Below are 23,519 nucleotides of genomic sequence, written 5' to 3' on the forward strand. Positions count from 1 at the left end.
CACCGCCCCCTTGCGCCCCTCCACCCCGGCGCACCAATGCGGAGAGCGCCAGCGCACGACGCCCGTGCGCGGCGTGCCGGCCCCGGTCCGTTTTCGGTGCGCCACCGGCCGATGAGGCCCGCCACACGGGCTTTTGAGCGCGGCACGCTTATTGCTGAACAGGGTTGCGACCCACCGGCTTCTGCGGCGGGTTCGCAGTGCCTCCGCTAACGACGGCGGGGTTCAAGCGCACCGATGGCCGCCCGCCGCCGGTTTGTCTGCTCCAACCCATTTCGCATCCGTTCCGTCGCGGGGGCCCCAACGACGCTGTCTGTTCGACAGTGGCTGCGGGGGCGCCTTCCAGGGCCGGTTGCGTGCAGGACCCCCAATGAAGATCGCAGTCATCGGCCACGGCATGGTCGGCCACAAGTTCCTCGAGCAACTCCACACGCTCGGCATTCCCGGCGCACAGGTCACCGTGCTGTGCGAAGAGCCGCGCCCGGCCTACGACCGGGTGCACCTGTCCGAATACTTCTCCGGCAAGACGGCCGACGACCTGTCGCTGGTCGAGCCCGGCTTCTTCGAGCGCAGCGGCTTCACGCTGCGCCTGGCCGCGCGGGCCGTGGCCGTCGAACGGCGCAACAACACCGTGACCACGGCCGACGGCGAGGTGATCGCCTACGACAAGCTGGTGCTGGCCACCGGCTCCAACCCCTTCGTGCCGGCCGTGCCGGGCCGCGACCGGCCGAACTGTTTTGTCTACCGCACCATCGAGGACCTGGACGCCATGAAGGCCTGCGGCGCCAGGTCGCGCAGCGGCGTGGTGGTGGGCGGCGGCCTGCTGGGCCTGGAGTGCGCCAAGGCACTGCGCGACATGGGCCTGGAAACGCACGTGGTCGAGTTCGCGCCGCGACTGATGGCGGTGCAGGTCGACGAAGGCGGTGGCCGTGCATTGCGCGGCAGCATCGAGGCGCTGGGCCTGCACGTGCACACCGGCCGCAACACGGTGGAGATCGTCGACGGCGCGAGCGCGCGGCACCGCATGGTGTTCGCCGACGGCACGCACCTGGAGACCGACATGATCGTGTTCTCCGCCGGCATCCGCCCGCGCGACGAGCTCGCGCGCCAGAGCCTGCTGGCGGTGGGTCCGCGCGGCGGCGTGGCGATCGACAGCCACTGCCGCACCAGCGACCGCAACGTCTACGCCATCGGCGAATGCGCCTCGTGGAACGAACAGACCTTCGGCCTCGTCGCACCGGGCTACGACATGGCGCGCGTGGCCGCCCGCCACATCGCCGGCCAGGACGACGCCGCCTTCACCGGCGCCGACCTGAGCACCAAGCTCAAGCTGATGGGCGTCGACGTCGCCAGCATCGGCGACGCGCACGGCAAGACGCCGAAATCGCGCGCCTACCAGTACATCGACGAGCGCAAGCAGGTCTACAAGAAGATCGTGGTGAGCGAAGACGGCAAGCAGCTCTTGGGCGCGGTGCTGGTCGGCGACGCCAGCGAGTACGGCACGCTGCTGCAGCTGGCGCTCAACGGCATCGCGCTGCCCGACGAGCCCGAGTTCCTGATCCTGCCGTCCAGCGACGGCAAGGCCAAGCCGGGCCTGGGCGTCGAGGCCCTGCCCGACAGCGCGCAGATCTGCTCCTGCAACAGCGTCACCAAGGGCCAGATCTGCGAGGCCGTGGGCCAGGGCGTGTGCACGCCCGCCGAGATGAAGGGCTGCACCCAGGCCGGCGCCACCTGCGGCGGCTGCGTGCCGCTGGTCACGCAGGTCATGAAGATGGAAATGGCCAAGCGCGGCATGGCCGTGAACAACCACCTGTGCGAGCACTTCCCCTACTCGCGCCAGGAGCTGTACCACCTCATCCGCGTGGGCGAGATCCGCAGCTTCGCCGACCTGCTCGCGAAGCACGGCAAGGGCCTGGGCTGCGACATCTGCAAGCCGACCGCCGCGAGCATCTTCGCCTCGTGCTGGAACGAGTTCGTGCTCAAGAAAGACCTGGCCGGCCTGCAGGACAGCAACGACTACTTCCTGGGCAACATCCAGAAGGACGGCACCTACTCGGTGGTGCCGCGCATGCCCGGCGGCGAGGTCACGCCCGAGGGCCTGATCGCCGTGGGCCAGGTCGCGAAGAAGTACGGCCTGTACACCAAGATCACCGGCGGTGCGCGCGTGGACATGTTCGGCGCGCGTGTGGAGCAGCTGCCGTCCATCTGGGAAGAACTCATCGCCGCCGGCTTCGAGTCGGGCCATGCCTACGGCAAGTCGCTGCGCACGGTGAAGAGCTGCGTGGGCTCCACCTGGTGCCGCTACGGCGTGGACGACAGCGTCGGCCTGGCCGTGGAACTGGAGAACCGCTACAAGGGCCTGCGCGCGCCGCACAAGATCAAGTTCGGCGTGTCGGGCTGCACCCGCGAATGCGCCGAGGCGCAGGGCAAGGACGTCGGCATCATCGCCACCGACAAGGGCTGGAACCTCTACGTGTGCGGCAACGGTGGCATGAAGCCGCGCCATGCCGAGCTGCTGGCGAGCGACCTGAACAAGGCCGACCTCATCCGCATGATCGACCGCTTCCTGATGTTCTACGTGCGCACGGCCGACCGCCTGCAGCGCACCAGCACCTGGCGCGAGAACCTCGAGGGCGGCCTCGACTACCTCAAGGGCGTGCTGCTGCAGGACACGCTGGGCCTGGGCGCCGAGCTCGAGGCGCAGATGCAGCACGTGGTCGACACCTACCAGTGCGAATGGAAGACCGCGGTGAACGACCCCGCCACGCGCCAGCGCTTCCGTTCCTTCGTGAACAGCGAAAAGCCCGACGAGCACATCGTCTTCGTGCAGGAGCGCGGCCAGAACCGTCCCGCACGCCCCGAAGAGCGCCGCGAAACCAGCGAAGCCTGAGCGACCCACAAGGAAGAAAGCCCACCATGACCACAGACACCCAGACCTGGACCGCCGTGTGCGCCGCCGGCGACATCCTCCCCGACACCGGCGTGTGCGCGCTGGTCGACGGCGTGCATGTCGCGATCTTCCGCGTCGGCCAGGAGCCGTCGCTCTTCGCCATCGACAACGTCGACCCGAAGGCCGGCGCCAGCGTGCTCTCGCGCGGGCTGGTCGGCAGCCTGGGCGATCGCATCGTCGTGGCCTCGCCGCTCTACAAGAACCACTTCGACCTGCGCAGCGGCGAATGCCTGGAGGCGCCCGAGCACTCGGTGCGCGCGCATGCGGTGCGCGTCGAGGACGGCCGCGTGCTCGTCGCGCTGGCCTGACGCCGCTCCGCCCTCTTCCGATTTTTTCAGCCTCTCTCCAAGGACCCCGAATGGCCTACCTCGCCCCTGCCGAATTCGTGACCAAGATGGTCGACGCCGGTGAATCCAAGCTGCTGATGTCCACGCGCGACACGCTGATCCGCTCGTACATGGCCGGCGCCATCCTCGCGCTGGCCGCGGCCTTCGCCGTGAGCATCACCGTGAACACCGGCAATGCGCTGGTGGGCGCGATGCTGTTCCCGGTCGGCTTCATCATGCTGTACCTGCTGGGCTTCGACCTGCTCACCGGCGTGTTCACGCTGGCGCCGCTGGCCGTGCTCGACAAGCGCCCCGGCGCCACCTGGGCCGGCGTGATGCGCAACTGGAGCCTGGTGTTCGTCGGCAACTTCGCCGGCGCGCTGACGGTCGCGGTGTTCATGGCGATCATCTTCACCTTCGGCTTCAGCGAAGCGCCCAACGCCATCGGCGAGAAGCTCGGCCACATCGGCGAAGGCCGCACCGTCGGCTATGCGGCGCACGGCGCGGCCGGCATGCTCACGCTGTTCATTCGCGGCGTGATGTGCAACTGGATGGTCTCGACCGGCGTGGTCGCGGCCATGATGTCGACCACCGTATCGGGCAAGGCCATCGGCATGTGGATGCCCGTGATGGTCTTCTTCTACATGGGCTTCGAGCACTCGATCGTCAACATGTTCCTGTTCCCCGCCGGCCTGATGCTGGGCGGCAAGTTCACCTTCATGGACTACCTGATCTGGAACGAACTGCCCACGGTGATCGGCAACCTCGTCGGCGGCCTGACCTTCGTGGGCCTCACGCTGTACGCCACGCACTACAAGACGGCGGCCAAGCGCGTCGCCGGCTGAGCCACCGCATCGTTCGCATGCCCGCGCCGCCGCGCAAGCAGCTGCGCGTGACGCTCGGCCAGCATTCGCTGGCGGGGCTTCACGCGCCGGTCAACCAGGACTTCCACGGCGCCATGCTGCCCGAGGGCGCGCTGCTTCTTTCCAAGGGCATCGCCGTGGCGCTGGCCGACGGCATCGGCTCCAGCCGCGTGAGCCAGGTGGCGAGCGCGGCGGCCGTGCGCGGCTTTCTCGACGACTACTACGCGACCTCCGACACCTGGTCGGTGCAGCGCGCGGCGCAGCGCGTGCTGGGCGCCACCAACGCCTGGCTGCATGCGCAGACGATGCGCAGCGACGCGCGCTTCGACAAGGACAGCGGCTACGTCTGCACCTTCAGCGCGCTGATCCTCAAGGGCCGCGACGCGCACCTGCTGCACGTGGGCGACGCGCGCATCCACCGGCTGCATGCCGGCGCGCTCGAACAGCTCACCGAGGACCACCGCGTGCGCGTGTCGTCGGCCGAGTCGTACCTCGGGCGCGCGCTGGGCGCGGGCGCCCATGTCGAGATCGACCACCGCTGCTGGGCGGCCGAGGTGGGCGAGGTCTACCTGCTGGCCACCGACGGCGCCTACACGCACCTGGACGCCGCCGCCGTGCACGAGGCGCTGGCGCTGCATGCCGACGACTTCGACGAAGCAGCACGCTGGCTCGCGGAAACCGCGCGCACCCGGGGCAGCACCGACGACATCACGGTCCAGCTGCTGCGCATCGACGAGCTGCCCGACGCCGCCGCGCCGCCCGCGCAGCTGCAGCGCGAAGGCCTGGCGATGCCGCCGGCGCTGGCGCCGCGGGCGCGCTTCGAGGGCTTCAGCCTCGTGCGCGAACTGCACATGAGCGCGCGCAGCCACGTCTACCTGGCCACCGACGACGCCACCGGCCAACCCGCCGTGCTGAAGCTGCCGTCGGTCGACCTGCGCGACGACCCCGGCTACCTCGACCGCTTCGTGCTCGAGGAGTGGGTGGCGCGGCGCATCGACAGCCCGCACGTGCTCAAGGCCAGCGCCGTCGAGCGCCCGCGCGCGCACCTGTACGTGGCCATGGAGTACGTCGACGGCCACACGCTCGCGCAGTGGATGGTCGACCACCCCCGGCCCGACCTGGACAGCGTGCGCGGCATCGTCGCGCAGCTCGCGCGCGGGCTGCAGGCGCTGCACGGCAAGGAGATGCTGCACCAGGACCTGCGGCCCGAGAACGTGATGATCGACCGCGCCGGCACCGTGAAGATCATCGACCTGGCCGCGACCCACGTGGCCGGCCTGGCCGACGGCAGCGGCGAAGCCCGCGCGCTCGCCATCGAAGGCACGCTGCAGTACACCGCGCCCGAGTACTTCACCGGCCACGGCGGCAGCGCGCGCTCCGACCTGTTCTCGCTGGCCGCGATCGTCTACCAGATGCTGTGCGGCCAGCTGCCCTACGGCCTGCAGGTGTCGCGCATCCGCACGCAAGCCGACGTGGGGCGGCTGCGCTACGTGCCCGTGCGCCACCTGCGGCCCGAGCTGCCCGCGTGGGTCGATGCCGTGCTGCAGAAGGCGCTGCATCCGCAGGCCGCGAAGCGGCAGCAGGCGGTGTCGGAGTTCGCGCACGACCTGCGCGCGCCGGGCCCGGAGTTCTGGAGTGCGCGGATGCCGCCGCTGATCGAGCGCCGCCCCGTGCTCTTCTGGCAGTGCACCACCGTGCTGCTGGCCGCGGCGGTGGTGGTGCTGCTCGGGCTGCGCGCCTTCGGGCGCTGAGAAAAAAGAAGGAAGGCTCAGCCCGCGCGCTTGGTGCGGATCGCCTTCGAGGCGCGCGAGTTCGGCTCGCGGCCCAGCGCTTCGCTGATGTACACGCCCGCGTCGATGAGCTTGTCCAGGTCGATGCCGGTGGCGATGCCCATGCCGTGCAGCATGTAGACCACGTCCTCGGTCGCGACGTTGCCCGTCGCGCCCTTGGCGTAGGGGCAGCCGCCCAGGCCGGCCGAGGACGACTGGAAGTTCCACACGCCCAGCTCGAGCGCCGCCAGCGTGTTGACCAGCGCCTGCCCGTAGGTGTCGTGGAAGTGGCCGGAAATGGCGTCGACATCGAAGTGCGCCAGCGTGGCTTCCATGGCCGCCTGCACCTTGCGTGGCGTGCCCACGCCGATGGTGTCGGCCACGTCCACGCGCTGCACGCCGATGCCCTTCATCAGTTGCGCGAGGTAGCCGACCTTGGCCGGCGCGATCTCGCCTTCGTAGGGGCAGCCCACGGTGCACGACATGGCGCCGCGCACGGTGATGCCCTTGGCGCGGGCCGCCTCGACCACGGGCGCGAAGCGCTCGATGCTCTCGGCGATCGAGCAGTTGATGTTCTTCTGGCTGAAGGCCTCGCTCGCGGCGCCGAACACCACGATCTCGTCGGGCCACTCTTCGCGCGGCGCGGCGATGGCGGCCTCGAAGCCCTTCATGTTGGGCGTGAGCACCGAGTAGAGAACGCCCGGCTTGCGCACGATGCCGTGCATCACTTCGGCGTTGTCGGCCATCTGCGGCACCCACTTGGGCGAGACGAAGCTGGTGACCTCGATCTCTTTCAGGCCGGCGTCCTGCAGGCGGTGCACGAGGCCGATCTTGACCTCGGCGGAGACGGGTTGCTTTTCGTTCTGGAGGCCGTCGCGCGGACCGACGTCGACGAGCTTGACCTGGGCGGGGAGTTTCATGGGATGTCTCTGGTGTCGCTGTCGCGGGAGGATGATGAAAAACCGGCTTCGATTGTCTGACACATGGGCTTGCGCTGCTTGGTACACAAGTCGCAGAAGGTAGCAATGCGCGCCTGTGGGGTTGCAAATGGTGCCAACCGGTCGGCCCCGCAGGAAAACAGCCGCTAGACGGTTTCGCGCTGCGCGAAGCCATCGGGCAGATCGCCCGTGGCGTCGGCCTCGGTCACATCGACCGCCTCCACGCGCGCACCGGCCGGCCCCTGGCGCGCCCAGTGCACCAGCGCCTCGACCGCATCGGCCTCGCCGGCCACGAGCGCTTCGACCTTGCCGTCGCGCCGGTTGCGCACCCAGCCGCGCACGCCGAGCCGCTGCGCGGCCTGCACCATCGACCAGCGATAACCCACGCCCTGCACGAGGCCGTGGACGACGAGGTGGCGGGTGATGGTGGCGTGGGCGTTCATGAAAAGTGGGTCAGTACGACTTCGGCAGCCCCAGTGCCTTCTCGGCGATGAAGTTCAGGATCATCTGCGGGCTGACCGGCGCGATGCGCGGGATGTAGCTCTCGCGCAGCAGGCGCTCGACATGGTATTCCTTCGCGTAACCCATGCCGCCCAGCGTGAGCACGGCGTTCTGGCAGGCGTCGTGTGCCGCCTCGGCCGCGAGGTACTTGGCGGCGTTGGCCTCGATGCCGCAGGGCTCGCCCGCGTCGTACAGCGTGGCGGCCTTGAGCATCATCAGGTCGGCCGCCTCCAGGTTGGCCCAGGCCCGCGCGAGCGGATGCGCCACGCCCTGGTTCTGGCCGATGGGCCGGCCGAAGACCACGCGCTCCTGCGCGTACTGCGAAGCGATGCGCAGTGCGGCGCGGCCGATGCCGATGGCTTCGGCTGCGATCAAGATGCGCTCGGGGTTCAGGCCGTGCAGGATGTACTCGAAGCCGCGCCCTTCCTCGCCGATGCGGTCTTCCTCGGGCACTTCGAGGCCATCGATGAAGAGCATGTTGGAGTCGACCGCCGCGCGGCCCAGCTTGTGGATCTCGCGCACCTCGACCTTGTTGCGGTCCAGCGCCGTGTAGAACAGCGTCAGGCCTTGCGTGGGCTTCTTCACCTGATCGAGCGGCGTGGTGCGCGTGAGGATCAGCATGCGGTCGGCCACCTGCGCGGTCGAGATCCAGATCTTGCGGCCGTGCAGCACATAGCTGCCGTTCGGCTGGCGCACCGCCTGCGTCTTGAGGCTGGTGGTGTCGAGCCCCGCGTCGGGCTCGGTCACGGCGAAGCAGGCTTTCTCCGTGCCCGCGATGAGCGGCGGCAAAAAGCGCTGGCGCTGCGCCTCGGTGCCGAACACCACCACCGGGTTGAGGCCGAAGATGTTCATGTGCACCGACGACGCGCCCGACATGCCCGCGCCCGACGCGCTGATGGCGCGCATCATCAGCGCCGCCTCGGTGATGCCCAGCCCCGCGCCGCCCTGCGCCTCGGGCATGGCGATGCCGAGCCAGCCGCTGTCGGCGACGGCGCGGTGGAATTCGTGCGGGAACACGGCGCGGTCGTCGTGGTCGCGCCAATAGTCGATGGGGAAGTCTTCGCACAGGCGCTCGATGGCCGCGACGAGCGAGCGCTGGTCTTCGTTCAGGGAGAAATTCATTCGCTGTCTTTCGTGGGTTCCGGCTGCAGCGTGACGCCGCGCGCGAGCATGCGGTCGATGGCGTCGTCCGCATAGCCCGCTTCGCGCAGCAGCTCGACGCTCTGCTCGCCGATGCGCGGCGCGGGCCGGCGGATGGCTGCGGGCGTGGCGCTGTAGCGGCCGACGGGCGCGAGCGTGCGGATGCGGCCTTCGCTCGGGTGGTCGAACTCGGGGAAGAAATCGACGGCGCGCAGGTGCGGGTCGTCGAGCAGGCTCTCGGTGGTGTGCAGGCGCGCGACCGGGATGTCGGCGGCTTCGAGCAGCGCCATCCATTCGTCGCTGCCGCGCGTGGCCATCACCTCGGCCACGAACGCGTAGACCGCGCCGATGTTCGCGGCGCGCGCCGTGTGCGTGCCGAACATCGGCGAGCTGCGCAGCTCGGGCCGGCCGATCACGTCGAAGAAGGCCTGCCAGTGCTTGTCGTTGTAGATGAGCACGCCGAGGTAACCGTCGGCCGTGGCGTAGGGCTTGCGGTGCTCCGCGAGCAGGCGCGCGTAGCCGGTGGGCCCGAGCGGCGGCTCGAAGCTGTGGCCGCCGAGGTGGTCGCCCATCACGAACTGAGAGAGCGCCTCGAACATCGGCACTTCCACCGCCTGGCCTTTGCCGGTGCGCTGCGCGCTGAGCACGGCGGCGAGCAGCGCGATGGCGGCCTGCAGGCCCACGGCGCGGTCGGCCAGCGTGACGGGCGCGTAGCGCGGTTCCCCACCGCTTTGCTGCGCGAAAAGCGAGGCCACGCCGGCCGCTCCCTGGATCAGGTCGTCGTACGCGGGCTTGCCGGCATAGGGGCCTTCTTCGCCGTAGCCGAAGGCGCCGAGGTAGACGATCTTCGGATTCACCGCGGCCACGGCCTCGTAGCCGAGCCCCAGCCGCGCCATCGCCTGCGGGCGCGTGTTGTAGATGAGCGCATCGCAGCCCGCCGCGAGCCGCAGACAGGCCTCGCGGCCTTCCGGCTGCTTGAGGTCGAGCACGATGGAGCGCTTGTTGCGGTTCAGGTGCATCGCCATCGCGCCCATGCCGGCATGGCGCATCGGGCCGACGGCGCGCAGGTTGTCCCCCGACGGCGGCTCGACCTTGATGACGTCGGCGCCGAGGTCGCCGAGCGTCTGCGTGGCGTACGGGCCCATCACCACGGCCGTGAGGTCGAGGATGCGGATGCCTTCGAGGGGGCCGAGAGGTCCGGTCGCACTCATTCGGGTTGGATGCCCGCGGCCTGGATCAGCTTCTTCCACTTCGCCAGCTCGGACACGGTGAAGGCCCCGAGTTCTTCCGGCGTGCTGCCGAACGCATCGAAGCCCAGCTTCGTCACGCGCTCGCGGAAGGCGGCACCGTTCGCCATCTCCGACAACGCCTTGTTGAGCTTGAGCACGACATCGCGCGGCGTGCCGGCCGGCGCGAACACGCCGTTCCACGAGGTGATGTCGAAGCCCTTGAGCTCGGGCGTGTCGGCCAGCGGCGGCAGTTCGGGAAAAAGCTTGGTGCGCTCCTGCGTGGTGACCGCAATCGCGCGCATCTTGCCGGCCTTGACCGTGGCGAGCCCCGCGGCGAGGTCGACCACCATCATCGACACCTGTCCGCCGATGAGGTCGGCGATGGCCGGCGGCGTGCTCTTGTAGGGCACGTGCAGCATCGGGATGCCGCTCATGCGCGACAGCGTGGCGCCGCTCACGATGCCGGTGCTGTTGCCGCTCGCATAGGTGAGCTTGCCCGGATGCGCGCGGCCCCAGGCCAGCAGCTCGGCGACGCTCTTCACGGGCAGGTCGTTGTTCACCACCAGCATGAACGGCAGGTTGCCCATGCGGCTGACGGGCGCGAAGTCTTTCACCGGGTCGTAGGGCAGCGACTTCATCAGGCTCGGGTTGGCCGAGTGCGTGGTGTTGGTCGTCATGAAGAGCGTGTAGCCGTCGGGCGGCGCCTTGGCCACCAGCTCGGCCGCGATCACGCCGCTGGCGCCGGCCCGGTTGTCGACGATCACCGAGGCCTTGAGCGCCTCGCCCAGCATCTGCGCGGTGATGCGCGCCACCGCGTCGGTGCCGCTGCCGGCGGCGAAGGGCACGACGAGCTTGATCGGTTGCTTCGGGTAGCCGCCGTCCTGCGCGAAGGCCCAAGGCACGGCGCTCACGAGGCCCGCCGCAGCGCCGATGGAAATGAAACGGCGGCGGCTTTCCACCGCGACTGTTTCTGTCGCGTTCTTCGTCTGCATGGTTGTGTCTCCGGGGTTGTCGTTCAGGGCCGGATCACGCGCTCCGGCGATTCCTCGTACGGCGGGCTGTAGATCACCAGCACGCGCACCGGCTCGTCGCTCACCACCGTGAAGGTGTGCATCGCGTCGGCCGGAAAAAAGCAGCTGTCGCCAGGATGCAGCTCCTGCCGCTGCCCGCCCACCTCGGCGACCGCGCGGCCTTCGAGCATGTAGCAGACCTGTTCGATGCCCGGGTGCGCATGCGGCAGCGCGCCCTTGCCCTTCTGGATGTGGCCCACCAGCACCTCGAGCTGCTTCGCACCCACCGTCTCGGGACCGATCAGGCGCTTGTTCAGCGTGCCGGTGTGGTTGGCGGGGTGGTAGCCGGTGATCTCGTCCTCGCGGACGAAGTAGCGCGCGGCAGCAGCGGGTGCGGTTGCAGTCATCGGGGGTTCTCTGTCTTGGGTTCGATCGCCAGGCAGGCCGAGCGCAGCATCGCGGCGATGTCGTCGATGCGCGCTTCCATGCGGTAGCGCGGGCCGGCCACCGAGATCGCGTAGGCCTCGCCACCAATGCGCAGCGGCCAGGCGAGGCCGATCAGGTCGGGAATGCTTTCGCCGAGGTTGCCGTACCAGCCGCGCGCGGCACCGCGCTGCAGCTCGGCCTCGATGGCCTCGGCGGTGGTGAGCGTGGCGTCGGTCAGCGGCGCGAGCGTCATGCCCTCGAGCAGCTTGCGGCGCGCCTCGGGCGCGAGCGTGGACAGCAGCGCGCGGCCCAGCGAGTTGGCGTACGCGGGGCGCGTTTCGCCCGACTCGGCCGTGTAGCGGATGCGCTGCGGCGCGCTCAGCACGTCGAGGTACACGACGTGCTCCGCATCGCGGAACTTGCCGAACACCACCGTTTCGCAGGCGGCGTCGCGCAGCTCCTCAAGCGTGGCCTTCACCCGGTCGAGCACCGGGTCGTGCGCGGCGATGACCTGCGCCATCGCGAGCAGCCGGCCCGTCGGGTAGTAGCCCTGGCGGCGGCCGGTCTCGTACATGTAGCCCTGCTCCTCGAGCGTGCGGATCAGGCCCAGGCAGCTGGACACCGGCATGTCGAGCAGCCGCGCCATCTCGGACAGGGCCAGCGGCTGCTTTTCCCGGGCAAAGAGCTCGACGATCTCGATCACGCGAAACGCTGTTTTCACAACCATGAAGAAATTTTCTCGTATGTGAAAAACAAAAGCGTCGGGGTTTTCCCCCGCCGGCCACGTTCCGGCCGGACCGTCGTCGTCGGCGCCGGGCCGTCAGTAGCCCCGGACGGGATCGACGATGCCGGCGATCGGCAGTCCCTGCTCCATCGCGCGGATCTTCCCGGCGATCTGGGCGATGGACTCCTCGCGCAGCGTGCGCGCCGAGCCGTGCGGCGTGACGGTGATCTTCGGGTGGCGCCAGAAGGCGTGGTCGGCCGGCAGCGGCTCGACCTGGAACACGTCGAGCGTGGCGCCCGCGAGCTGGCCGGCGTCGAGCATCGGGATCAGGTCGTCTTCGACCAGGTGGCCGCCGCGCGCGATGCTGATGAGGTAGCCCTCGGGCTTGAGCTTGCCCAGCGTGGTGCGGTTCAGGATGCCGCGCGTGGACTCGGTCAGCGGCAGCAGGTTGACCAGCACGCGCGTGGACGACAGGAACTCGTCGAACTGCGCCTCGCCGCTGAACACCTGCACGCCGTCGAGCGCCTTGGGCGAGCGGCTCCAGCCGAGCACCGGAAATTCGAACTGCGCCACGGCCTTGGCCACGCGCTCGCCGAGCACGCCCAGGCCCATGATGCCGACCGGGAAGTCGCGCCGCAGCTTCGGCTTGCGGTAGCTCCACTTGCCCTCGCGCGCATCGGCCTCGTACACGTCGAATTCGCGGAAGTGGCGGATGAGCGTGTGGCACACGTACTCGGCCATCTGCACCGACATGCCCGCGTCGTCCAGCCGCACGATGCGCGTGTGCGCCGGCACCTTGAGCTTGAGCAGCGCATCGACGCCCGCGCCGATGTTGAACAGGCCGCGCAGGTCGGGCTGCTCGTCGAGGAACTGCTGGGGCGGTGCCCACACCACGCCATGGTCGGCCTGCGGCGCGCCGGGCGTCCAGGCTTCGATGGTGGCTTCGGGGAGTTCGGCCTTCAGGCCATCGATCCAGGGATCGGGACGGTTGTCGGTGAGGTAGACGGAGATTCGCATGGGCGCCATCTTAGAAGGCACCGGCTTGTTGCGTCGCGCGCCATCTCCTATGCTCGACCGCATTCAGCCACCCAGGAGACACCTTCCATGATCAAAGTCAGCGTGATGTACCCCCACACCCCCGGCGCGCGGTTCGACCACGACTACTACCGCGACCAGCACATGCCGATGCTCAAGGCCCGCATGGGCGACGCCTGCCTCTCGTACACCATCGACAAGGGCCTGGGCGGCGGCGCACCGGGCGCGCCGCCCACGTATGTCGGCATGTGCCACGTGTTCGCCGAATCCGTCGAGTCCTTCCAGAAGGCCTTCGGCCCGCACGTGAAGGAGATCATGGGCGACGTGAAGAACTACACCGACATCGCGCCGGTGATGCAGATCAGCGAAGTGGTGGTGGGCTGACGGGCGCTTGCCCCAGGTCCGTCGGAACGCGGGCCATCAACCCCACGCCCGGCGCATAGCCCCGGTCTGCTTCGTCGAGCCGCGTCGGGTCGACACTCCACGCACCGGCAAGCGCCGTGACGTCCTCTTCGCCGGGCATGACGCTGCGGCCAGTCGGACGGACCTGGCGGTCGGCGTCGCGCCGCGACATGCCTGAGGCGACCAGCGCTGACTCCCGTGCGAATTCATCCTCGAGCAGGTCCGAGAGCCGATCGCGCGCATCGACCGGCGACAGTCCGCTGAGCACGGCAAAGCCCAGTGCGGCTTCCTCGGCGCTCTGTGCGCCCACGTTCGCATACACCTCGCCGCTGCTGCCTGCATAGCAGAACTGCCGCCCGGGCTCGCCGCGGCGTGCGCGCGCCCAGGTGACGAAGTCGGCGACACGGTGGCTGCCAAAGAATTGCGCTTCGCCGAAGTGGTCCTTCAGGCGCGTGAAGATCACGTCGAAGGCCTGCCCGATGCCTTCGAGGCGGTCCTCCGGGTACACGGCGGGATACGGCAGGCCGTCCCCCACGAGCAACACCCAGCCGTCGACGGGCGGTGATGCGAACACCCAGGGGGCCTGTCCGCCAGACGTCCGGCGGTAGGCCGCCGCGATGCCGGTGTGCCAGTTGGCCGGCCCTTCGGACGCCCACCCGAGGGCATCGAGCACTTGTGCGGGGTCCGAGGCTCGCACGGCAAACCAGCAGACCTTGTAGCCGAAGGGCTCCGGCAGATCCGGGGTCGCGTCGAACTGCGGCGGAGGTGCCTCGACGGGTGGCGCGGGCGGGTTCCGTGGTGGGCGCTTCAAGGGCTTCGGCGGCGTCGGGGGCGCCGAGGCCCATGGGGCGGCGATCAACCGCGCCATGGGCTGGGCGGGTTTGACGTCGAAGGTGTAGCGCAGTGCAGGGGGCGCTGCGGGCGGTGGCGCCGGTTCAGGCGCAGCCGGCACAGAGGCAGGCACCGCCCCATCGTCCTGCGCCTTCCCCAGGCCCAGTCCCGCAAGAAACTTCCGAAATCGACCCACCATGCGGCCCCTCCTTCTTGTCGTGCGGCCACCCTGCGTCGGGCGCGGCCGGCGCGCAGTGTCTCACGCCACCTTGGCGCGACGACGACGCCACAGCACCCGCACCAGCCACCCCACGGGCAGCACCACCAGCAGCAGCCACGGCAATGCAGCGGCCACGAAGGTGATGAGCGCGCCCACGCTTTCGGCCAGCACGTCGCCGGCGTTGCGCAGCGCGTGCACCATCGGGCTGTAGCCGTCGCTGCCGCTCACCAGCGCGCGCTTGGGCGTGAACTGGATCTGGATGTGCTGCTTGCTGGTCTGCTGCGCCAGCACCTTGCGCTGGGTGGCGATGGCGTCGAGCTCGGCCTGCGTGTCCGACAGCGTGCGCTGGATCGCCAGCAGGTCGGCCATGGTGCGCTTGGTGACGGTGTCGCGCAGCATCACGCGCAGGCTGTCGCGGAACTCGGTGCGGTTCTTGATGCGGGCCTCGACGTCGATCACCTCGGAGGTCTTGTCCTCGCTGGTGGTGGTGTGCGAGACCACGTTCGCCACGCCGGCCAGGCCGCCGAGCAGCTTGTCGACATCAGCAGGTTCGACGCGCATCTCGAGCAGGGCATTGCCCGGCTGCTGCGGCGTCTCGCGCAGCAGCGAAGACGACAGCAGCTCGCACTTCAGCGTGCCGCACAGGTCGCGCACCTTGCCCCAGGCGTCGGCCAGCTGTTCGGCCGGCACTTCGACGTTCAGGTCCTGGCGCACGGCCAGGAAGCGCTGCAGCGCGGTCTCGCCGCTGCCCTGCCGCGCCTCGTCGGACTGCGACGCGGCGATCTCGGCCTGCGGCGCGCTCGCCCGCTGTGCTTTCATGGCACCGCCATAGCCCATCGGCGGCGCCGGCATGGACGCGGAGGCCGGCGCGGCCGACTCGGCACTGCGCTGGCGGTCGCAGCCGGCCAGCGACAGGGCGGCCGCCAGGGCCAGCAGGACAGCGCCTGCGCGGTGGCGCACGGCGGCGCGGGGTGTCGACATGGAAAGGGTGCGGCGGCTCATCAGGACTCCTTGAAAAGAATGACTACCACCGCTGATACGGGCGACGACCCGCAACGGGGTTAAGCCGCCGCAGCCATTCGCAACAATTCGTCGCCTTCCGCCACCTGCTCGCCCGGAGAGAACATCAGTTCTTCCACCGTGCCGTCGGCCGGCGCGGCGATGGTGTGCTCCATCTTCATGGCTTCCATCACGGCCAGCGGCTGGCCGCGGCTGACCTTGTCGCCGGCCTTGACCGCGAAGGACACGACCTTGCCGGGCATCGGTGCCGTGAGGCGGCCGCCTTCGGCGTGGGTGTCGCCCGCGTGGGCGAGGCGGTCGATGGCCGTGAGGCGCGTGGCGCCCTTCGACGCGAACACATGGGCGGTGGCGCCGTCCAGGTGCACGTCGAGGGTCTGGCGCGTGCCGGCGAACTCGAGCTCGAACTCGCCCGTGGGAAAGCGCCCGATGGTGAGCGGGCCTTCGACACCGCCCACGGCGAGGTGCAGACCGCCGTCACGGCGGTAGGTCAGCAGCGCGCTGTGCTCCGCGCCGCGGAACTCGAAGTCGAAGCGGCGCTTGTACTCGCCGTGTGCGCGCCAGCCGTCGCGGCGCTCGAAGGGGTCGGGCAGTTGCGTCGGCCACTCGGTGACCAGCGTGCGCGTGATGGCGGCGGCCGCGGCCAGCGGCAGGCCCAGCGGCTCGCGGTCGAACAGCACGGCGCGCTCGCGCTCGATGAGCGCGGTGTCGAGGTTGGCCTTCGAGAACGACTCGGTCGCCAGGATGCCGCGCAGGAACTGCACGTTGGTCGACACGCCCACGATCTGCACCTGGGCCAGCGCGGCGTCGAGCCGGGCCAGCGCTTCGGCGCGCGTGCTGCCGTGCACGATGAGCTTGGCGATCATCGAATCGTAGAAGGGCGAGATCTCGCCGCCTTCGCGCACGCCGTCGTCGATGCGCACGCGGCTGCGCTGGAAGGCCGTGGCCTGCGGCTTGCGGTACACGCGCAAGGTGCCGGTGGCGGGCAGGAAGTTGTTGTCGGGGTTCTCGGCGCAGATGCGCGCCTCGATGGCGTGGCCGTGGATCTGCAGTTCCGATTGCTTGGCGGGCAGCGGCTCGCCCGAGGCCACGCGCAATTGCCACTCGACGAGGTCGAGGCCGGTGATGGCTTCGGTCACCGGATGCTCCACCTGCAGGCGCGTGTTCATCTCCATGAAGAAGAAGTTCATCTCGCCGCCTTCGCGCTGCTCGACGATGAACTCGACGGTGCCTGCACCGACGTAGTTCACGGCGCGCGCGGCAGCCACGGCCGCATCGCCCATCTGCTTGCGCATCGCCTCGGTCATGCCGGGTGCAGGCGCTTCCTCGAGCACCTTCTGGTGGCGCCGCTGCACCGAGCAGTCGCGCTCGAACAGGTAGACGTAGTTGCCTTGCGTGTCACCGAACACCTGGATCTCGATGTGGCGCGGGCGCTGCACGTACTTCTCGATCAGCACCGCGTCGTCGCCGAAGCTGTTGATGGCTTCGCGCTTGCACGAGGCCAGCGCGGCCTCGAAGTCGGCGGCCTTGTCGACCGCGCGCATGCCCTTGCCGCCGCCGCCGGCGCTGGCCTTGATGAGCACCGGGTAGCCGATGCGGTCGGCCTCGCGCTGCAGCAGCGCCGGGTCCTGGTCGCTGCCGTGGTAGCCGGGCACGAGCGGCACGCCGGCCTTTTCCATCAGCTGCTTCGACTCGGCCTTCAGGCCCATGGCCTTGATCGCCGAGGGCGGCGGGCCGATGAAGGCCAGGCCGGCGTCGGCGCAGGCCTGCGCGAACTCTTCGTTCTCGCTGAGGAAGCCGTAGCCCGGGTGCACCGCTTCGGCGCCCGTGGCCTTGGCGGCCTCGAGGATCTTTTCCCAGCGCAGATAGCTGTCCTTCGGGGCGCTGCCGCCGAGGTACACCGACTCGTCGCAGGCGCGCACATGGTTGGCGTGCGCATCGGCATCGGAGTACACCGCCACGGTGCGAACGGCCATGCGACGTGCGGTTGCTGCGACACGGCAGGCGATCTCGCCACGGTTGGCGATGAGGATCTTCTTAAACATTCGGAGTGTCTCCCGGAGGATTCTTTTTCAGTTGAAAGGCGGACGTGACGCCCGGATCGGGCCGGCCACTGAAGATGCGTGCCACGCGGCTGAACAGCGCGCGCAAGAAACGCCAGCTCTTGCGGATGAGCCACACGCTGAGCACGAGCACGAAGACGAACAGCACCAAAAAGACCAGCGGATGCGCCACCGCGAGCCACAGCCCGGCCGGCACCATCGAGTCTTCGACCAGCGACGCGCCGACGTTCGAGAACGGCTCGGGCGAGGTGTTGATGGCCGCGCGCGTGGTGGCCTTGGCCGCATGCGCCGTGGCCGCGAAGCCGCCGCCCAGCAGCGCCGCGACGGCGGCCATGGCGCCGTGGTCGGCACCGAACACGCTGGCCGCGAGCGCCGCGCCGGCGGGGATGCGGATGGCGGTGTGCACCACGTCCCACAGCGAGTCGAGGCCCGGGATCTTGTCGGCGAAGAACTCGACGAACACCATGAAGCCGCTGACCGCGAGCACGATCGGATGCGCGAGCATCTGCAGCCCCGCAGGCAGCGGCACCCAGCCGAAGTAGCCGACCAGGCCGGTCAGCAGCACGACGAGGTACAGGCGCACGCCGCTGGCCCAGCCGATGGCGGCGGCCAGTGCGAGCAGTTGCGGCATGTCGAGCGTGTTCATGGCGTGCGGCGGTGGGTCAGCCGGCCAGCCAGCTCGGCTTGCGCTTCTGCAGGAAAGCCTGCACGCCCTCGCGGCCTTCGTCGCTGGCGCGGATGTCGGCGATGCCTTCGACCGTCTTCGCGATGAGCGCGCTGTCGATCTCGCGGCCGGCCACGTCGGCGATCAGCTGCTTGCAGGCGCGCACGGCGGCGGGGCTGGCGCCGGTGAGCGCCTTCAGCAGTTCGTCGACCTTGGCGTCGAGCGCGTCGGCGGCCACCACCTCATGCACGAAGCCGATGCGGTGCGCCTCGGCGGCGCTGAAGCGCTCGGCCGTGAGGAAGTAGCGCTGCGACGCGCGCGGGCCCATGGCACGCAGCACGTACGGGCTGATGGTCGCGGGCACGAGGCCGATCTTCACTTCGCTGAGGCAGTACCACGCGGTGTCCACACTCACGGCCATGTCGCACGCGGCCACGAGCCCCATGCCGCCCGCGTACACATCGCCCTGCACGCGCGCGATGGTGGGCTTGGGGCACTCGGCGATGGTGCGCAGCATGTCGGCCAGCTTGCCCGCGTCGGCGAGGTTCTCGCCCCGCGTGTAGTCGGCCATGCGGCGCATCCAGTTGAGGTTGGCGCCCGCGCAGAAGGCCGAGCCGTTCGCGCCGAGCACGACGGCCTTGACCTGCGCTGCGGCGCCGGCTTCGAGGAAAGCCTGCGTCAGCTCGGCGATCACGACGTCGTCGAAGGCGTTGCGCGCGTCGGGCTGGTCGAGCCAGATGCGTGCGACCGCGCCGTCGATGGCGAGGTTCAGCTTGGTGAAGGTGCTGCTCATGCGGTGCCCCTGGTCACATGCGGAAGATGCCGAATTTCGGCTCGGGGATCGGCGCGTTGCGCGACGCGGCCAAGCCCAGTGCCAGCACGCGGCGCGTGTCGGCCGGATCGATGATGCCGTCGTCCCACAGGCGCGCGGTGGCGTAGTAGGGGTGGCCCTGGTCTTCGTACTGCTGGCGGATCGGGGCCTTGAAGGCTTCTTCTTCGTCGGCGCTCCAGCTGCCGCCCTTCAGTTCGATGCCGTCGCGCTTCACCGTGGCCAGCACGCTCGCGGCCTGCTCGCCGCCCATCACGCTGATGCGCGCGTTGGGCCACATCCAGAGGAAGCGCGGGCTGTAGGCGCGGCCGCACATGCCGTAGTTGCCGGCGCCGAAGCTGCCGCCGATGATGATCGTGAACTTGGGCACGTTGGCGGTGGCCACGGCCGTCACCATCTTGGCGCCGTGGCGCGCGATGCCTTCGTTCTCGTACTTGCGGCCGACCATGAAGCCGGTGATGTTCTGCAGGAACACCAGCGGGATCTTGCGCTGGCAGCACAGCTCGATGAAGTGCGCGCCCTTCTGCGCCGACTCGCTGAACAGGATGCCGTTGTTGGCGATGATGCCGACCGGCATGCCCTCGATCTCGGCGAAGCCGCAGACCAGCGTGGCGCCGAAACGGGCCTTGAACTCGTGGAACTCGCTGCCGTCGACGATGCGCGCAATGATCTCGCGCACGTCGAAGGGCTTGCGCGTGTCGGTGGGGATCACGCCGTACAGCTCTTCGCGCGGAAAGTCGGGCGCGCGCACCGCGGCGCCTTGCGGCGTGTCGGCGGCCTTCGCGTTGAGGTTGGCCACCGCCGAGCGCGCCAGCGCCAGCGCGTGCAGGTCGTTCTGCGCCAGGTGGTCGACCACGCCCGACAGGCGCGTGTGCACGTCGCCGCCGCCCAGGTCTTCGGCCGACACGACCTCGCCGGTGGCCGCCTTCACGAGCGGCGGGCCGCCCAGGAAGATGGTGCCCTGGTTCTTCACGATGATCGATTCGTCGCTCATCGCCGGCACGTACGCGCCGCCGGCCGTGCACGAGCCCATGACCACCGCGATCTGCGGGATGCCCTGGGCGCTCATGTTGGCCTGGTTGTAGAAGATGCGGCCGAAGTGCTCGCGATCGGGAAACACCTCGTCCTGGTTCGGCAGGTTGGCACCGCCCGAGTCCACCAGGTAGATGCAGGGCAGGCGGTTCTGCTCGGCGATCTCCTGCGCGCGCAGGTGCTTCTTGACCGTCATGGGGTAGTAGGTGCCGCCCTTCACGGTGGCGTCGTTGCACACGATCATGCAGTCGACGCCGTTCACGCGGCCGATGCCCGCGATGATGCCGGCGCCCGGCGCCGACTCGGCCCCCTTCGCATCGAGGTACATCGCATGCGCGGCCAGCGGCGCGATCTCGAGGAAGGGCGTGCCCGGGTCGAGCAGCTCGGCCACGCGGTCGCGCGGCAGCAGCTTGCCGCGCGCCGTGTGCTTGGCGCGCGCGGCCTCGCCGCCGCCCTGCTCCACTTTCGCGAACTGCTGCTGCAGGTCGTCGACCAGCGCGCGCATGGCGGCCGCATTGGCCTGGAAGTCGGCCGAACGCGCATTCAGTTTGGTTTCGAGTTTGCTCATGCTGTCTTTTCTTGGCTGAGACCGAGCTGCTCGGTCATGGCGTCGCGGATCTTGAATTTCTGGATCTTGCCGGTCACCGTCATCGGGAACTCGGAGACGAACTGGATGTACTTGGGCACCTTGTAGTGCGCGATCTGGCCCTTGCAGAAGTCGCGGATCTCGGCGTCGGTGGCCGTCTGGCCGGGCTTGACGATGATCCAGGCGCACAGCTCTTCGCCGTACTTCTTGTCGGGCAGGCCGACCACCTGCACGTCCTGCACCTTCGGGTGGCGGTACAAAAATTCTTCGATCTCGCGCGGGTAGATGTTCTCGCCGCCGCGGATCACGAGGTCCTTGATGCGCCCGACGATGTTCACGTAGCCCTCGGCGTCCATGGTGGCGAGGTCGCCGGTGTGCATCCAGCGCTCGGCGTCGATGGCTTCGCGCGTCTTGGGCTCGTCTTCCCAGTAGCCGTGCATCACCGAGTAGCCGCGCGTGCACAGCTCGCCCGACTGGCCCGGAGGCATGATCGCGCCGGTCTCGGGGTCGATGATCTTCACCTCGAGGTGCGGCTGCACCGTGCCCACGGTCGACACGCGGCGATCGAGCGGCGTGTCGGTGCTGCTCTGGCAGCTCACGGGGCTGGTCTCGGTCATGCCGTAGGCGATGGTGATCTCGCCCAGGTGCATCTCGTTGACCACGCGCTTCATCACCTCGATGGGGCACGGCGAGCCGGCCATGATGCCGGTGCGCAGCGTCGACAGGTCGAACTCCTTGAAGCGCGGATGGTCCAGCTCGGCGATGAACATCGTGGGCACGCCGTGCAGGCCCGTGCACTTCTCGGCCTGCACGGTTTCGAGCACGGTGAGCGGGTCGAAGCCGTCGTTCGGGTACACGATGGCCGAGCCGTGCGTGAGGCAGGCCAGGTTGCCCAGCACCATGCCGAAGCAGTGGTACAGCGGCACCGGAATGCACAGGCGGTCGGCCGGCGTGAGCTTCATGCACTCGCCGATGAAGAAGCCGTTGTTCAGGATGTTGCGGTGCGTGAGCGTCGCGCCCTTGGGAAAGCCCGTGGTGCCGCTGGTGAACTGGATGTTGATCGGGTCGGTGGCCTTCAGCGTCTTCTGCGTGGCGGCCACGCGCGCATCGGCCGCATCGCCACCGGCCAGCAGTTCGCTGAAGCGGCGCATGCCGGGCTGCTCGTCGCCCTGGCCGGGCTTGTCGATCCAGAAGGTGTGCTGCAGCAGCGGCAGCTTGGCCGGGCCCAGCTCGCGCAGCATGCCCAGGTAGTCGCTGGTCTTGAACTGCGCCATCGTCACCAGCGCCTTGCAGCCGACCTTGTTGAGCGCGTACTCGAGCTCCGAGGTGCGGTAGGCGGGGTTGATGTTGACGAGGATCAGGCCGACCTTGGCGGTGGCGATCTGCATCAGCACCCAGGGCACGTTGTTGTGCGACCAGATGCCCACGCGGTCGCCGGGCGCGAGCCCCAGGTTCAGCAGCGCGCTCGCCAGCTTGTTCGACGCGGTCTGCAGCTCGCGGTAGGTGAAGCGCTGGCCTTCGTGGCGGCTGACGAGGGCTTCGCGTTCCGGCTGCTTCTCGACCATGTCGTCGAAGAAGTCGCCGATGGCTTGCTCGATGAGGGGGACGTCCGTGGCGCCTTGGGCCAGGCTCTGCGTCAGTGGCATCGTCTTGTCTCCTTGTCTGGCGCCCTCTCCCTGCGGGGAGAGGGTGGGGTGAGGGTGTGCGGCGACTTATGCCGTTTCGGAGAACAGCTCGCGGCCAATGAGCATGCGGCGCACTTCGCTCGTGCCCGCGCCGATCTCGTACAGCTTGGCGTCGCGCCACAGCCGCTCGACCGGGAAGTCCTTGGTGTAGCCCACGCCGCCCAGCGTCTGGATCGCCTCGCCGGCCATCCAGGTCGCCTTCTCGGCCGAGTACAGGATGGCGCCGGCCGCGTCCTTGCGGAAGGTGCGCGCGTGGTCGTTGCGGTCGCAGGCCTTGCCCACGGCGTACACGTAGGCGCGGGTGGCCTGCCAGGTCGAGTACATGTCGGCGATCTTGCCCTGCATCAGCTGGAACTCGCCGATGCTCTGGCCGAACTGCTGGCGCTCGTGGATGTAGGGGATCACGGCGTCCATGCAGGCGGCCATGATGCCCAGCGGGCCGCCCGAGAGCACGGCGCGCTCGTAGTCCAGGCCGCTCATCAGCACCTTGGCGCCCATGCCTTCGCCGCCGAGCACGTTCTCTTCGGGCACTTCGCAGTTGTCGAAGAACAGGGGGAAGGTGTTGGAGCCGCGCATGCCGAGCTTGTCGAGCTTGGTGCCTGCCGAAAAACCTTTGAAATTCTTTTCGACGATGAAGGCGGTCATGCCGCGCGCGCCCATCTCGGGTTCGGTCTTGGCGTAGATGACCAGCGTGTCGGCGTCGCCGCCGTTGGTGATCCACATCTTGCCGCCGTTGAGCACGTAGTAGCCGTCCTTCTTGTCGGCCTTGAGCTTCATGCTCACCACATCGGAGCCGGCGTTGGGCTCGCTCATGGCCAGCGCGCCCACGTGCTCGCCGCTCACCAGCTTGGGCAGGTATTTCTTCTTCTGCGCTTCGCTGCCGTTGCGGTGGATCTGGTTCACGCACAGGTTGGAGTGCGCGCCGTACGACAGGCCCACCGAGGCCGAGGCGCGCGAGACTTCTTCCATGGCCACGATGTGGGCCAGGTAGCCCAGCTCGGTGCCGCCGAATTCTTCCTTCACCGTCATGCCGTGCAGGCCCAGCTCGCCGAGCTTTTGCCACAGGTCGTGCGGGAACAGGTTGTCGCGGTCGATCTCGGCGGCGCGGGGCGCGATTTCGTTGGCGGCGAAGTCCTGGATCGCGCTGCGCAGCGCGTCGATGTCGTCGCCCAGGTCGAAGTTGAGGCCGAAATCGTGCATGAGTCTTGTCTCCTCTGAAGGGGTCGGCGCGCAGGGCTGCCCGCGCGGATGGCGCTTGAAAAAACGCAGCTTACGCCTCGTG

At 69.0% G+C, this 23,519-nt stretch carries 21 protein-coding genes; 5 read left to right on the forward strand and 16 right to left on the reverse strand.

The window, feature by feature from the left end; genetic code table 11:
- Positions 1-367: 367 nt before the first annotated feature.
- Genes nirB through AC3WQR_RS28265 form a run of 4 tightly spaced genes read left to right on the forward strand, consistent with a single transcriptional unit; the run spans position 368 to position 5,887 of the window.
- A complete protein-coding gene (gene nirB / locus AC3WQR_RS28250) occupies positions 368-2,887 on the forward strand; it encodes a nitrite reductase large subunit NirB (RefSeq protein WP_492745197.1) in 2,520 nt (839 codons plus the stop codon).
- 26 nt (positions 2,888-2,913) lie between these two features.
- A complete protein-coding gene (gene nirD, locus AC3WQR_RS28255) occupies positions 2,914-3,255 on the forward strand; it encodes a nitrite reductase small subunit NirD (RefSeq protein WP_492745199.1) in 342 nt (113 codons plus the stop codon).
- A gap of 50 nt (positions 3,256-3,305) precedes the next feature.
- Positions 3,306-4,118, forward strand: coding sequence for a formate/nitrite transporter family protein (locus tag AC3WQR_RS28260; RefSeq protein ID WP_369645300.1), 813 nt, complete (start codon positions 3,306-3,308; stop codon positions 4,116-4,118).
- Positions 4,119-4,135: 17 nt separating this feature from the next.
- On the forward strand, positions 4,136-5,887 hold the full coding sequence (locus tag AC3WQR_RS28265; RefSeq protein ID WP_492745201.1) for a bifunctional protein-serine/threonine kinase/phosphatase: 1,752 nt from the start codon (positions 4,136-4,138) through the stop codon (positions 5,885-5,887).
- A 17-nt stretch (positions 5,888-5,904) separates the two neighbouring features.
- On the opposite strand, the gene AC3WQR_RS28270 is transcribed toward AC3WQR_RS28265, so the two are convergent.
- The 8 genes from AC3WQR_RS28270 to AC3WQR_RS28305 all read right to left on the reverse strand — a co-directional run bounded on the left by AC3WQR_RS28270 (position 5,905) and on the right by AC3WQR_RS28305 (position 12,890).
- The gene (locus tag AC3WQR_RS28270; protein WP_492745203.1) at positions 5,905-6,825 is read right to left on the reverse strand and encodes a hydroxymethylglutaryl-CoA lyase; all 921 of its coding nucleotides are present in this window, start codon (positions 6,823-6,825) and stop codon (positions 5,905-5,907) included.
- Positions 6,826-6,989: 164 nt separating this feature from the next.
- The gene (locus tag AC3WQR_RS28275) at positions 6,990-7,286 is read right to left on the reverse strand and encodes an acylphosphatase (RefSeq protein ID WP_492745205.1); all 297 of its coding nucleotides are present in this window, start codon (positions 7,284-7,286) and stop codon (positions 6,990-6,992) included.
- A gap of 10 nt (positions 7,287-7,296) precedes the next feature.
- Positions 7,297-8,466 (reverse strand): acyl-CoA dehydrogenase family protein, encoded by a 1,170-nt coding sequence (locus AC3WQR_RS28280; protein ID WP_492745207.1) that lies wholly within the window; start codon positions 8,464-8,466, stop codon positions 7,297-7,299.
- Positions 8,463-9,695 carry a CaiB/BaiF CoA transferase family protein gene (locus AC3WQR_RS28285; protein WP_492745209.1) on the reverse strand — a complete coding sequence of 411 codons (1,233 nt, stop codon included), beginning with the start codon at positions 9,693-9,695 and terminating at the stop codon, positions 8,463-8,465. The genes AC3WQR_RS28280 and AC3WQR_RS28285 overlap by 4 nt, the downstream gene beginning before the upstream one ends.
- Positions 9,692-10,705 (reverse strand): Bug family tripartite tricarboxylate transporter substrate binding protein, encoded by a 1,014-nt coding sequence (locus AC3WQR_RS28290; protein WP_492745211.1) that lies wholly within the window; start codon positions 10,703-10,705, stop codon positions 9,692-9,694. Before AC3WQR_RS28290 ends, AC3WQR_RS28285 begins: the two co-directional genes overlap by 4 nt.
- 23 nt (positions 10,706-10,728) lie before the next feature.
- Positions 10,729-11,130 (reverse strand): cupin domain-containing protein, encoded by a 402-nt coding sequence (locus AC3WQR_RS28295; protein ID WP_492745213.1) that lies wholly within the window; start codon positions 11,128-11,130, stop codon positions 10,729-10,731.
- On the reverse strand, positions 11,127-11,876 hold the full coding sequence (locus tag AC3WQR_RS28300) for an IclR family transcriptional regulator (protein WP_492745215.1): 750 nt from the start codon (positions 11,874-11,876) through the stop codon (positions 11,127-11,129). The genes AC3WQR_RS28295 and AC3WQR_RS28300 overlap by 4 nt, the downstream gene beginning before the upstream one ends.
- A 93-nt stretch (positions 11,877-11,969) precedes the next feature.
- On the reverse strand, positions 11,970-12,890 hold the full coding sequence (locus AC3WQR_RS28305; RefSeq protein WP_492745217.1) for a 2-hydroxyacid dehydrogenase: 921 nt from the start codon (positions 12,888-12,890) through the stop codon (positions 11,970-11,972).
- A gap of 87 nt (positions 12,891-12,977) precedes the next feature.
- Between AC3WQR_RS28305 and AC3WQR_RS28310 the strand changes: the two genes are divergently transcribed.
- Entirely contained in the window at positions 12,978-13,292 is a 315-nt protein-coding gene (locus AC3WQR_RS28310) for an EthD family reductase (RefSeq protein ID WP_119552476.1), read from the forward strand.
- On the opposite strand, the gene AC3WQR_RS28315 is transcribed toward AC3WQR_RS28310, so the two are convergent.
- From AC3WQR_RS28315 to AC3WQR_RS28350, 8 genes are all read right to left on the reverse strand, one after another.
- Positions 13,270-14,340 carry a hypothetical protein gene (locus tag AC3WQR_RS28315; RefSeq protein ID WP_492745219.1) on the reverse strand — a complete coding sequence of 357 codons (1,071 nt, stop codon included), beginning with the start codon at positions 14,338-14,340 and terminating at the stop codon, positions 13,270-13,272. The genes AC3WQR_RS28310 and AC3WQR_RS28315 overlap by 23 nt on opposite strands.
- A 60-nt stretch (positions 14,341-14,400) precedes the next feature.
- On the reverse strand, positions 14,401-15,363 hold the full coding sequence (locus tag AC3WQR_RS28320) for a DUF4349 domain-containing protein (RefSeq protein WP_492745221.1): 963 nt from the start codon (positions 15,361-15,363) through the stop codon (positions 14,401-14,403).
- 59 nt (positions 15,364-15,422) lie between these two features.
- Positions 15,423-17,423, reverse strand: coding sequence for an acetyl/propionyl/methylcrotonyl-CoA carboxylase subunit alpha (locus tag AC3WQR_RS28325; protein ID WP_492745223.1), 2,001 nt, complete (start codon positions 17,421-17,423; stop codon positions 15,423-15,425).
- Positions 17,416-18,087 carry a DUF4126 domain-containing protein gene (locus tag AC3WQR_RS28330; protein WP_492745225.1) on the reverse strand — a complete coding sequence of 224 codons (672 nt, stop codon included), beginning with the start codon at positions 18,085-18,087 and terminating at the stop codon, positions 17,416-17,418. Before AC3WQR_RS28330 ends, AC3WQR_RS28325 begins: the two co-directional genes overlap by 8 nt.
- 16 nt (positions 18,088-18,103) lie before the next feature.
- Entirely contained in the window at positions 18,104-18,898 is a 795-nt protein-coding gene (locus AC3WQR_RS28335; RefSeq protein WP_492745227.1) for an enoyl-CoA hydratase/isomerase family protein, read from the reverse strand.
- 13 nt (positions 18,899-18,911) lie between these two features.
- Positions 18,912-20,534, reverse strand: a complete 1,623-nt coding sequence (locus AC3WQR_RS28340) for a carboxyl transferase domain-containing protein (RefSeq protein ID WP_139701354.1) — start codon at positions 20,532-20,534, stop codon at positions 18,912-18,914.
- Entirely contained in the window at positions 20,531-22,198 is a 1,668-nt protein-coding gene (locus AC3WQR_RS28345) for an AMP-binding protein (protein ID WP_492745229.1), read from the reverse strand. Before AC3WQR_RS28345 ends, AC3WQR_RS28340 begins: the two co-directional genes overlap by 4 nt.
- A gap of 66 nt (positions 22,199-22,264) precedes the next feature.
- Positions 22,265-23,437 (reverse strand): isovaleryl-CoA dehydrogenase, encoded by a 1,173-nt coding sequence (locus AC3WQR_RS28350; RefSeq protein ID WP_062478706.1) that lies wholly within the window; start codon positions 23,435-23,437, stop codon positions 22,265-22,267.
- Between the last annotated feature and the right edge of the window lie 82 nt (positions 23,438-23,519).

This window comes from Variovorax sp. FW305-3-2-15-B-LB1 (assembly GCF_058787635.1).

Bases quoted from the DNA above. Each gene is read 5' to 3' on its own strand.
- AC3WQR_RS28325 (WP_492745223.1), bottom strand. From the start codon at position 17,423: ATGTTTAAGAAGATCCTCATCGCCAACCGTGGCGAGATCGCCTGCCGT.
- nirD (WP_492745199.1), top strand. From the start codon at position 2,914: ATGACCACAGACACCCAGACCTGGACCGCCGTGTGCGCCGCCGGCGAC.
- AC3WQR_RS28340 (WP_139701354.1), bottom strand. From the start codon at position 20,534: ATGAGCAAACTCGAAACCAAACTGAATGCGCGTTCGGCCGACTTCCAG.
- AC3WQR_RS28335 (WP_492745227.1), bottom strand. From the start codon at position 18,898: ATGAGCAGCACCTTCACCAAGCTGAACCTCGCCATCGACGGCGCGGTC.
- AC3WQR_RS28270 (WP_492745203.1), bottom strand. From the start codon at position 6,825: ATGAAACTCCCCGCCCAGGTCAAGCTCGTCGACGTCGGTCCGCGCGAC.
- AC3WQR_RS28330 (WP_492745225.1), bottom strand. From the start codon at position 18,087: ATGAACACGCTCGACATGCCGCAACTGCTCGCACTGGCCGCCGCCATC.
- AC3WQR_RS28310 (WP_119552476.1), top strand. From the start codon at position 12,978: ATGATCAAAGTCAGCGTGATGTACCCCCACACCCCCGGCGCGCGGTTC.
- AC3WQR_RS28285 (WP_492745209.1), bottom strand. From the start codon at position 9,695: ATGAGTGCGACCGGACCTCTCGGCCCCCTCGAAGGCATCCGCATCCTC.
- AC3WQR_RS28300 (WP_492745215.1), bottom strand. From the start codon at position 11,876: ATGGTTGTGAAAACAGCGTTTCGCGTGATCGAGATCGTCGAGCTCTTT.
- AC3WQR_RS28305 (WP_492745217.1), bottom strand. From the start codon at position 12,890: ATGCGAATCTCCGTCTACCTCACCGACAACCGTCCCGATCCCTGGATC.
- AC3WQR_RS28290 (WP_492745211.1), bottom strand. From the start codon at position 10,705: ATGCAGACGAAGAACGCGACAGAAACAGTCGCGGTGGAAAGCCGCCGC.
- AC3WQR_RS28275 (WP_492745205.1), bottom strand. From the start codon at position 7,286: ATGAACGCCCACGCCACCATCACCCGCCACCTCGTCGTCCACGGCCTC.
- AC3WQR_RS28345 (WP_492745229.1), bottom strand. From the start codon at position 22,198: ATGCCACTGACGCAGAGCCTGGCCCAAGGCGCCACGGACGTCCCCCTC.
- AC3WQR_RS28320 (WP_492745221.1), bottom strand. From the start codon at position 15,363: ATGAGCCGCCGCACCCTTTCCATGTCGACACCCCGCGCCGCCGTGCGC.
- AC3WQR_RS28265 (WP_492745201.1), top strand. From the start codon at position 4,136: ATGCCCGCGCCGCCGCGCAAGCAGCTGCGCGTGACGCTCGGCCAGCAT.
- AC3WQR_RS28295 (WP_492745213.1), bottom strand. From the start codon at position 11,130: ATGACTGCAACCGCACCCGCTGCTGCCGCGCGCTACTTCGTCCGCGAG.
- nirB (WP_492745197.1), top strand. From the start codon at position 368: ATGAAGATCGCAGTCATCGGCCACGGCATGGTCGGCCACAAGTTCCTC.
- AC3WQR_RS28280 (WP_492745207.1), bottom strand. From the start codon at position 8,466: ATGAATTTCTCCCTGAACGAAGACCAGCGCTCGCTCGTCGCGGCCATC.
- AC3WQR_RS28260 (WP_369645300.1), top strand. From the start codon at position 3,306: ATGGCCTACCTCGCCCCTGCCGAATTCGTGACCAAGATGGTCGACGCC.
- AC3WQR_RS28315 (WP_492745219.1), bottom strand. From the start codon at position 14,340: ATGGTGGGTCGATTTCGGAAGTTTCTTGCGGGACTGGGCCTGGGGAAG.
- AC3WQR_RS28350 (WP_062478706.1), bottom strand. From the start codon at position 23,437: ATGCACGATTTCGGCCTCAACTTCGACCTGGGCGACGACATCGACGCG.